Source organism: Pelatocladus sp. (genome assembly GCF_059505505.1).
This window is the reverse complement of sequence record NZ_JCACKS010000098.1, coordinates 1-8,581: the sequence shown is the minus strand read 5'-3', so window position 1 is coordinate 8,581 and position 8,581 is coordinate 1. Positions and strand designations below refer to the sequence as shown.

The 8,581-nt window shown below is 46.9% G+C and carries 13 protein-coding genes and 3 pseudogenes; all 16 read left to right on the top strand.

The window, feature by feature from the left end; genetic code table 11:
* Positions 1-224 precede the first annotated feature (224 nt).
* Positions 225-818, top strand: coding sequence for an ester cyclase (locus AC5JMK_RS08670; protein WP_495909891.1), 594 nt, complete (start codon positions 225-227; stop codon positions 816-818).
* 12 nt (positions 819-830) lie between these two features.
* Complete coding sequence (locus AC5JMK_RS08665) at positions 831-1,028, top strand: hypothetical protein (protein ID WP_495909890.1); 198 nt, start codon at positions 831-833, stop codon at positions 1,026-1,028.
* Between the two features lie 261 nt (positions 1,029-1,289).
* A pseudogene (locus AC5JMK_RS08660) lies at positions 1,290-1,631 on the top strand (dioxygenase family protein); the annotation flags it as partial.
* Between the two features lie 249 nt (positions 1,632-1,880).
* Positions 1,881-2,279 carry a RidA family protein gene (locus tag AC5JMK_RS08655; protein WP_495909889.1) on the top strand — a complete coding sequence of 133 codons (399 nt, stop codon included), beginning with the start codon at positions 1,881-1,883 and terminating at the stop codon, positions 2,277-2,279.
* A 139-nt stretch (positions 2,280-2,418) separates the two neighbouring features.
* On the top strand, positions 2,419-2,739 hold the full coding sequence (locus AC5JMK_RS08650; protein ID WP_495909888.1) for a hypothetical protein: 321 nt from the start codon (positions 2,419-2,421) through the stop codon (positions 2,737-2,739).
* A 19-nt stretch (positions 2,740-2,758) separates the two neighbouring features.
* Entirely contained in the window at positions 2,759-3,052 is a 294-nt protein-coding gene (locus AC5JMK_RS08645) for a hypothetical protein (protein ID WP_495909887.1), read from the top strand.
* Positions 3,053-3,091: 39 nt separating this feature from the next.
* Entirely contained in the window at positions 3,092-3,847 is a 756-nt protein-coding gene (locus AC5JMK_RS08640) for an SDR family oxidoreductase (protein ID WP_495909886.1), read from the top strand.
* Positions 3,848-3,925: 78 nt separating this feature from the next.
* Positions 3,926-4,051, top strand: a pseudogene (locus tag AC5JMK_RS08635) (GMC oxidoreductase); the annotation flags it as partial.
* Positions 4,052-4,129: 78 nt separating this feature from the next.
* Positions 4,130-4,291, top strand: a pseudogene (locus AC5JMK_RS08630) (SDR family NAD(P)-dependent oxidoreductase); the annotation flags it as partial.
* Between the two features lie 54 nt (positions 4,292-4,345).
* Positions 4,346-4,966 carry an FMN-dependent NADH-azoreductase gene (locus AC5JMK_RS08625; RefSeq protein WP_495909885.1) on the top strand — a complete coding sequence of 207 codons (621 nt, stop codon included), beginning with the start codon at positions 4,346-4,348 and terminating at the stop codon, positions 4,964-4,966.
* Positions 4,967-5,064: 98 nt separating this feature from the next.
* A complete protein-coding gene (locus tag AC5JMK_RS08620; protein ID WP_495909884.1) occupies positions 5,065-5,478 on the top strand; it encodes a nuclear transport factor 2 family protein in 414 nt (137 codons plus the stop codon).
* Between the two features lie 48 nt (positions 5,479-5,526).
* Positions 5,527-5,640: an AraC family transcriptional regulator gene (locus AC5JMK_RS08615; RefSeq protein ID WP_495909883.1), complete on the top strand. Its 114-nt coding sequence runs from the start codon at positions 5,527-5,529 to the stop codon at positions 5,638-5,640.
* A gap of 106 nt (positions 5,641-5,746) precedes the next feature.
* Positions 5,747-5,941 (top strand): SDR family oxidoreductase, encoded by a 195-nt coding sequence (locus tag AC5JMK_RS08610; protein ID WP_495909882.1) that lies wholly within the window; start codon positions 5,747-5,749, stop codon positions 5,939-5,941.
* A 120-nt stretch (positions 5,942-6,061) separates the two neighbouring features.
* Entirely contained in the window at positions 6,062-6,499 is a 438-nt protein-coding gene (locus AC5JMK_RS08605; protein ID WP_495909881.1) for an SRPBCC family protein, read from the top strand.
* A 134-nt stretch (positions 6,500-6,633) separates the two neighbouring features.
* Complete coding sequence (locus tag AC5JMK_RS08600) at positions 6,634-7,380, top strand: alpha/beta fold hydrolase (protein WP_495909880.1); 747 nt, start codon at positions 6,634-6,636, stop codon at positions 7,378-7,380.
* Positions 7,381-7,429: 49 nt separating this feature from the next.
* Entirely contained in the window at positions 7,430-8,446 is a 1,017-nt protein-coding gene (locus AC5JMK_RS08595) for an NADP-dependent oxidoreductase (protein ID WP_495909879.1), read from the top strand.
* Positions 8,447-8,581: the final 135 nt, after the last annotated feature.

The window sequence follows — 8,581 nt, the reverse complement described above, 5'->3', positions numbered from 1 at the left end:
ACTTCTATTGACGTTCTTTTACCACAAAATATACTATTTTGGAGATGTTTACTAGCTAAAAATGCAGTCGTTGATTTTCTTAGTGGTGTTCTAGATTTGTTGCTCTTTACCTGAAGGGTTTACATGTTGAATGTTTCAGGAGTCTTAACCACAAAGAAAGAACACTAACTAAAAGGGTCTATCCGCTCTAGCCCTCACTACATAAATCAGGAACATACACCAACATGGACAAACAGCAAACTATAAACGAACAAGCAAATGTACAGGCAACCCCCAACCTGACACCAGCCCAGAAGTTTTTGCAAGAACTCTGGGACGAACATCTGCGGCACGAGTTTAACACTCACAACACTGAAGATACCCTTGACACGATGGTTGAGGATGCTTATGTTAACGACATTCCGGTAATGACTGGGGGAGTAGGGAAACCAGCACTGCGCGAGTTTTATTCCAAATACTTCATTCCACAGATGCCAGAGGACATGGAGCTGACCCCAATCTCGCGCACGATTGGAACCGATCGGCTTGTCGATGAAATGGTGGCTAAGTTCACTCATACCACCCGAATGGACTGGATGCTACCTGGCATTGCTCCGACAGGGAAAAGGGTTGAAGTAGCAGTGGTAGCGATCGTTCAGTTCCGCGACGACAAGCTAGCCCACGAACACATCTACTGGGATCAGGCGAGTGTATTGGTTCAAATCGGCTTGCTCGATCCTAGTAAGTTACCCGTTGTAGGCGTTGACAGTGCGCGTAAGGCACTCGATCCGAACTTGCCCTCAAACGCACTAATTGATCGCGCTAGCGCTTGCAAATAAGTGTAGGAGCCAATGAAGAGTGCTGAGTTCCGAGTCACCGAAGTTTGCTCAACGGGGGGAACCCCCGCACGCAACTTCTCGCTGAGTGCTGAGTTAAAAGACCGCCCACGAGGGGGAGCCACTGCGGTGAAGCAGCCCTCGTCTTGGATGCCACTTCCTCCACTTGGGGTTTCCCCAAGTGGAGGAAGTGGCTCCGGTTCCCGTCGTTAGCGCAGCGTTAGCGAGTCCTCGAGCGTCACCCGCAGGGTGGACGGGTTTCCCGGCATAAAGCAAGTGGCATCGGGGTATCAACCTTTTCCCGATTATAAGATTCCGCCCACAAGGGGCGGGGCATTTACCATAGTGCCAAAGTGCGCTCGTACTCTTTTTCTTACTCAGCACTCAGAACTCAGCACTCAGCACTGAGTATGGTATTACTGAAGTCAATACACAAACCCGTACTGTCCGAAAAGTTATCCAAAGAGGAAGTTCCACACCGACCGTGACGGCAACTATCGCTTTGAAACTGTTGTACCCAGCGGATACGATGTGCCAGCCGACGGCCCCTGCGGTGAGGTGTTGCGGCTTTTAGGACGACACACTTGGCGGGCGGCTCACATCCATTTCAAACTGAGTGCAACTGGCTACCTGCCGCTGACGACTCAAGTTTTCATTGATGGTGCGCCTCAGCTTGATGCAGACACAACTTTTGCCGTGCGAACTAACATTCTCAAACTGCAAAAGCATGAGTCAGCCGATGCAAAGGCGCAGCATCAGCCCTCTCACACAGCCGAGTTTGATTTTGTACTGAAGCCAATTGAGGCAGCGAAATGACAACATGCGCTTCAAAATCTAGCAATTGGAGTTGTGCAATGCATATTCAGCGAATGGGATTTCTATACAAGCTCTACTGCATCGGCTGGAGAAATGGCTCCCTCAAGTACCTTTCACCCCTGCAACACGGGTTGCTCAGTATTTTTCTTTACTATCGGAAAGGCTACGCTGAAGGTTCTCAGTGGAGACAGGTTAAAGGGTCAACAGTTATTTGAGTAAAGAGGATCGCGTTGAGAAGGATGAAAAACCATGAGAAAGCAACTTGTTAATCCACCAGAACTCTATGATGCAAGACCACACGGGATGTCCAAAGCGGTTACCGATACCGCAACGGCTACCGTTTACATTTCTGGTCAGGTTGACTGGGACATGAACCACCAAGTTTCAAGCCATACCGTCGAGGGGCAACTAAAGAATGTGCTAACTAATCTAACCACTGTTCTAGATGCATCGGGAAGCTCCATAGAGAATCTGCTCAACCTTCGCATCTACGTTCGGGGTGAACTTGGAGAATTTATGGGGGATATCATGCCGATTCTCGTGCAATATCTGGGAGAGTCGCGCCCAGCTCTTACTGGCATCGGTGTTGCCTCACTCGCCTCAAAAGAAACATTGGTTGAAATTGAGGCAACAGCAGCGCTTAAGTGAGCTACTGATTGCCATAAGTAGTCGTGCAAAATTAAATTCATTCGTGGAGAGAGGGAACAGGGAACAGAGAAACAATTTGTGTAATTAATTCTGCTTAAGTACTTACTATCGCAAGTCAATGTTCATCAGGGATAGTTCTATGACACACTTACCATTACAAGGCAAGAATGATTCTGAGCATTTTGAGATTACAACCCAAGCTGATTCTTTTAGTGACTCCTCAGTTAATCATGCACTCATTGCGATCGCGCAAGAGGTGGCTGAGTTATTAAAACAAGCTTATCCGGTACAAGCTGACGACACCGATTATATAGAGTTGACAAATAGGAAATTTTCTAGTCAATTCACAGTGAGTCGATCGAGATTCGCTTGGCTACCCGTGAAGGCGAAGCGCAAAGTTACTTTGATTACACGGTATTACAGCGATCGCACAAACAACTGTCTAACAAATCAACAATGAACTAATGAGGAGATTTCTTATGAAGAAGATTCTCTCAAAATTCCAACGCTTTCCGCTAACCATCTCAGCAACAGTCCTACCTGGCGTATTCTTGCTGTTCGGTTTTCCATCTCTGGCTCAAGTGTATCCACAAATCATTCCTCGAATTGAAACCATTAAGAGTTCTTCGGAAAATCTTCCACCCGCCTACCGTTTAATCATTAGCCAACCTCAGGATAGACTATACGTCGTCTGTCCCTCTGGCTTTGCTCCTAAGCTGAAGTATGTACGAAACGTTGAGGCGATTCAGTGTGAGCGTTTTACCACTCCCTAAAAGACAACATTGCGTCGTTAGCTCAGAAGGAGAAACACAATGATACTTCAAGATAAAGTGGCTTTAGTCACTGGAGGTACGACAGGAATTGGCAGAGCAACTGCGATCGCTTTCGGTGCTGCGGGTGCAAAAGTAGTGTTCTCAGGCAGACGCGATGCAGAAGGAGAAAAAACTGCCAAACTGATTCGTGAAACGGGCGCTGAATGTTTATACGTCCATTCAGATGTCAGCAGTGAAGCAGATATCAAAGCGTTAGTGCAAAAAACAGTTGCAACCTACGGACGGCTCGACTGTGCTTTCAATAATGCAGGCATTGAGGGATTCTTTAAACCTCTGCACGAACAATCGATTGAAGATTTTGACAACCTGATGGCGATTAATATCCGGGGATTGTTTTTGTGCATGAAATATGAAATTCAGCACATGCTGAGTCAAGGATCTGGCGCGATCGTTAATAACTCGTCAAATTCAGGTTTGGTTGGATTTCCAGGAAACTCACTTTATACCGCCAGCAAACATGCAGTCATGGGACTCACGCGATCGGCAGCGCTTGACTATGCCAAGCAAGGCATTCGGATTAATGCGGTGAATCCTGGAGGCACTACGACTGAAATGCTTGATCGTGTCTTTCAGAAAGTGGGCATCACGGCTGATGATTTTACAGCGATGATTCCGATGAGTCGCATTGGTCAGGCAGAAGAAATTACTCAAGCGGTTGTGTTTCTCTGCTCTGATGCTGCCAGCTACATCACTGGACAACCCTTAGCGATTGATGGCGGATATACAGCAAGCTAATCCCCGATCTGCCCTTGCAGATATCTTTTTGCGATCGCAGTTCTGAATCGGTGGTTTCTAGGCGATTTACTGGATTGACAAGGATTGCGAGTGGTCGATGCCTCGATCATGTCCATCATCACGACAGGAAATACGAACGCACCGACCATCATGATTGGCGAAAAGGCAGCGGATTTAATTAAAGGTGCGCGTCGTGTTCCATAGCAGGTTCCTCTGACGATCTCTGAACGGTAGTAAAGTTTTTAATGCAAGCGGCACAACCATTCACAATAATAGGTAACTATCATGATGCTTGAAAATAAGGTGGCTTTAGTAACGGGAGGAACATCGGGCATTGGTCGAACCACAGTGACCCTTGCGGTATCTGCAAAGCGGCGTGCCCTAGGTGTTGCGGGTGCAAAAGTAGTGTTCTCCGGTAGACGCGAGATAGAACGCGAAACAACTTCTGCTTGCTGGCTTACCATCTAGATGGCAATTGAAGTTTCTGGTTGAGGCAATATGGCAAGCATTCTGCATATTGATTCAAGTCCGCGTGGCGATCGCTCCAAATCTCGCAAGTTGGCAAAGGAGTTTATAGTTGCGTGGCAAGACTTACATCCTGATGACGCGATCGCCTATCGCGATCTAAGGCAAACGCCAGTTCCTCACGTCACCGAAGACTGGATTGCGGCTGTCTTTACTCCTCCAGAGGCACTAACTCCAGAAATGGTTGAACTGCTGAAGTTTTCTGATGAGTTAGTGGATGAGTTTTTGGCGGCTGATCGGTGTGTGTTCAGCGTGCCGATGTACAACTTCAGCATTCCGTCCAACTTCAAAGCATACATCGATCAAGTGGTGCGCGAAGGTCGCACATTCACGGAGGAGGATGGTCAAGTCAAAGGACTTGCGAACGGTAAAAAAGTTTTGTTCATCACATCACGAGGCGTTGAGTTTGGAGCAGGTTCTCCTTACGAAGGATGGGATTGTCAGGAACCTGCGCTTCGGTATGCTTTTCAATTCATGGGTGTGACTGACATTCAGTTCATTCATGCCAATGGTCTAGATCTGGGAGACGAGGCACAAAAACGTGGGCTAGACGAAGCACAATCTAAAATTCAAGCATTAGTCGGCAGTTGGTAGCGCCAGCCAGCCAAGTGGAAGAATTGACCCAAGAACAATTCTTACAACACAACCCTAGTCATAAATAAACTTCAAGTCAATCAATGGAGGATAATTTAATGCAATCAAATCTAAATACAGTCGAAGACATATTCGATGCTCACCTGGCATTGATGGCCACAGATACCGAAGCTTGGGCAGAGTTGCTCTCTGAGGATGTCATTGTGGACTTTCCGTATGCGCCCTCTCTGGGCTATCCGGACCAAAAACGAGGCAGAACTGCCATGTATAACCACATCAAAACGGCGCTCGTTGACATGGAGAACTTGACGTTCTCGAATGTCCGTAAATATCGGACGGAAGACCCCGATGTTATCTGGGCTGAGCTGCATGCATCAGCTCACGTTCCTTCGACAGGCCGCCGGTATGAGCAAGATTATGTCGGTCAGTTCAAAGTCAAGAATGGCAAAATCGTCTACTACAGTGAATATTGGAATCCTATTGCTCTGACGGATGCCTTCGGCAACACCTGAAATTTTACTGCCGAGTAATTAGGTGGTCTGAACGGGTACTTTGAAGCGATGTCGAGTCTAGCAACCGCCGACATCGCTTCTCGAACTGGATTTTCCAGTCAAAGCCATTTGACCCAACAGGTTGAGCGCCTCACTGGAATGACTCCAAAGCAGGTTCGTTAATCCCATAAGAATCTGACAAGGTATTGTAAGAATTTGAAAGAAGTTAAGCGTTGGAACTCAGTACACTTTAGATCGATACAACAAGAGTAATGCTGAGGAAAACACAATGATCCTTCGAGATAAAGTGGCCTTAGTCACGGGAGGAACAACAGGAATTGGTCGAGCAACGGCGATCGCTTTCGGTGCTGCGGGTGCAAAAGTAGTAGGGCGCGTCGGTCAGGTCAAAGAAATTGCTCAGGCGGTTGTGTTTCTCTGCTCTGATGCTGCTAGCTACATCACCGGACAACCCTTAGCAAGTTGATAGAGATTAACGAACGAACACCCAAAGTAAAAGAGGGAGCAATCACGCCCAAATTCACTTCATTGCTATCTATTTCAAGCTTTGATTAAGTTGACAATATCTTTTCAAGGAGACGGTTTTATGGCAAAAGAACTTAACACCAACATCGAGATTGATGCACCAGCGAATGTTGTATGGGAGGCATTAACGGATTTCAGTCGCTACAGTCAGTGGAATCCCTTCATTCGTTTGATTCGCGGGATAGCAAAGCAAGGGGAACAGTTAGAGATATTCATCCAACCCCCTGGCGGAAGAGAAATGACGGCTCACCCGGTCATTTTGGATCTAAAACCAGAACATGAGCTTTGTTGGGTTGGAAAATTACTGCTACCTGGTATTTTCGATGCAGAGCATCACTTCCAGATCGAGCCACTGGGAGAGAGTCAAACTCGATTGCTCAACCGCGAAGTATACACTGGTTTACTTGTATCTCTATTGTGGCAGGAGATCGATACGAAGATCAGGCAAGGATTTGAGGAGATGAACCATGCCTTAAAAACATGGGTAGAGAAAAAATAGGAGGTAAAAGTGAGTCGCATCCAGGATTCACAGTGAGTTGATTTTTGATTATTGATGGTGGACTCACAGCAAACTAATCCATTTCAAGAGAGAACAAACAAGCTTGATTTTTAGATTGCATCTAAAGGAATTCTATGTCAACTTTTGTCTTAGTTCATGGCTCGTGGCATGATGGCTCTGCTTGGAAAGCAGTTATCGATCATTTAGAAGCAAAAGGACATCAGGCTTTTGCTCCTACGATCGCCGGACATGGGAAAGGCGTAAACAAAAACGTTAACCATGCTCAATGTACGCAATCGATCGTTGATTACATTGTTAGCAAAGACTTAACGGATATCGTCTTGTTAGGACATAGCTTCGGCGGGACAATTATTGCGAAAGTTGCCGAAGCAATTAGCAATGGCTTCGCCGGCCAAAGGCAACGCATTCGCCGACTCATCTTCCTCAATGCCTTTGTCTTGAATGATGGTGACAGCCTCACAGATAACATCCCACCCGACTCTCAAGCATTATTCGACAAGCTAGCGAGAGAATCGGATGATAATACGCTGATGCTACCTTTTGATATTTGGCGAGAAGCGTTTCTCAACGACGCTGACCTCGAACTGGCTAAATCCAGTTACGCCCAATTATCGCCAGAACCCTATCAACCGTTCCTTGACAAGCTGGACTTGCAGCAGTTTTACTCATTGTCCATTCCTAAAAGTTACCTCTACTGTACGGAAGACACTGCTTTACCGCAAGGCGAGTGGGGCTGGCATCCCAAAATGTCTAGCCGCTTAGGGCTATTTCGGCTCGTGCAAATGCCCGGTAGTCATGAGGTGATGTTTTCTAACCCTGTCGGTTTAGCCGAAAAGATTATTGTGGCAGGACGTGACTAGCAACACTATTACTGATCGGATTTGCATAGAAACGCAGGAGGAATTTCAAATGGCAACAAAGGTGAATCGGCAGTGGCGGCTTGTCTCGCGTCCCGTAGGTTTAATTGCAGAATCGAATTTTGCATGGAGGCAGGAACCTTTACCCACTCTAGGAGAAGGACAAATCCTCGTCCGCAACATTTATCTCTCTCTCGATCCGACAAACCGAGGATGGCTAAACGAGGGAGAAAATTACCTCCCACCTGTAGCCATTGGTGAGGTGATACGGGGTTTCGGCATCGGTGTCGTCGAGCAATCTCACAATGCCAACTTCCCAGAGGGAACCTTTGTTCAGGGGCTTCTGGGGTGGCAGGACTATGCAGTCACCGACGGTACTAACTTATCTAAGTTCCCAAAAGACCCGTCTATTCCACTGACAGCATACTTGGGACTTTTTGGATTTATTGGTATGACGGCATACTTTGGTCTTTTGGATATAGGAAAGCCCAAAGTTGGTGAAACGCTTGTAGTTTCTGGAGCAGCCGGAGCCGTTGGTTCTCTCGTGGGGCAAATCGGAAAAATCAAGGGGTGTCGCATCGTTGGGATTGCGGGTAGCGAAGAAAAATGCCGTTGGCTTAAAGACGAGCTTGGCTTTGATGCCGCTATCAACTATAAAACTGAGTCTGTCCTCGAAAGCTTGCAGCAACATTGCCCGGACGGGATCGATATTTACTTCGAGAATGTCGGGGGTGAAATCCTCGATGCTGTTTTAAGCCTGATCAACCTCCGAGCGCGGATTGTCCTTTGTGGTCTAATCTCTCAGTACAATGCGACCAAACCAGTGCCAGGACCATACAATTTTGTCAACATCCTGATTCAGCGGGCTAAGCTCGAAGGATTTATTGTCCTCGACTATTTCGACCGCGCCCAGGAAGCTCTAGCAGAGTTAGGTCAGTGGTACGCTCAAGGCAAGATTAAGTACCGTGTCGATGTGATTGATGGTCTTGAGAACGCTCCCCAGACGATTAACAAGCTCTTCAACGGCGGGAATCAGGGCAAGCTCATCATCAAAGTTTCAGAGGAGTAAGGACGAAGCATTCCTGCCAGCCCCACATTTTTCGGTTCTGTCGCAAATACTTTATAACGTTGTTCAAATACTTGCTTGTTGTCAATACCTTCGCCAAAATAAAGAGGGCTTTCCGTAGTAGAGTTATTGTTTACC

What these genes read in the sequence shown, in the direction of transcription:
- AC5JMK_RS08670 (WP_495909891.1), top strand. Translation starts at nt 225, where the DNA reads ATGGACAAACAGCAAACTATAAACGAACAAGCAAATGTACAGGCAACC.
- AC5JMK_RS08665 (WP_495909890.1), top strand. Translation starts at nt 831, where the DNA reads ATGAAGAGTGCTGAGTTCCGAGTCACCGAAGTTTGCTCAACGGGGGGA.
- AC5JMK_RS08655 (WP_495909889.1), top strand. Translation starts at nt 1,881, where the DNA reads ATGAGAAAGCAACTTGTTAATCCACCAGAACTCTATGATGCAAGACCA.
- AC5JMK_RS08650 (WP_495909888.1), top strand. Translation starts at nt 2,419, where the DNA reads ATGACACACTTACCATTACAAGGCAAGAATGATTCTGAGCATTTTGAG.
- AC5JMK_RS08645 (WP_495909887.1), top strand. Translation starts at nt 2,759, where the DNA reads ATGAAGAAGATTCTCTCAAAATTCCAACGCTTTCCGCTAACCATCTCA.
- AC5JMK_RS08640 (WP_495909886.1), top strand. Translation starts at nt 3,092, where the DNA reads ATGATACTTCAAGATAAAGTGGCTTTAGTCACTGGAGGTACGACAGGA.
- AC5JMK_RS08625 (WP_495909885.1), top strand. Translation starts at nt 4,346, where the DNA reads ATGGCAAGCATTCTGCATATTGATTCAAGTCCGCGTGGCGATCGCTCC.
- AC5JMK_RS08620 (WP_495909884.1), top strand. Translation starts at nt 5,065, where the DNA reads ATGCAATCAAATCTAAATACAGTCGAAGACATATTCGATGCTCACCTG.
- AC5JMK_RS08615 (WP_495909883.1), top strand. Translation starts at nt 5,527, where the DNA reads ATGTCGAGTCTAGCAACCGCCGACATCGCTTCTCGAACTGGATTTTCC.
- AC5JMK_RS08610 (WP_495909882.1), top strand. Translation starts at nt 5,747, where the DNA reads ATGATCCTTCGAGATAAAGTGGCCTTAGTCACGGGAGGAACAACAGGA.
- AC5JMK_RS08605 (WP_495909881.1), top strand. Translation starts at nt 6,062, where the DNA reads ATGGCAAAAGAACTTAACACCAACATCGAGATTGATGCACCAGCGAAT.
- AC5JMK_RS08600 (WP_495909880.1), top strand. Translation starts at nt 6,634, where the DNA reads ATGTCAACTTTTGTCTTAGTTCATGGCTCGTGGCATGATGGCTCTGCT.
- AC5JMK_RS08595 (WP_495909879.1), top strand. Translation starts at nt 7,430, where the DNA reads ATGGCAACAAAGGTGAATCGGCAGTGGCGGCTTGTCTCGCGTCCCGTA.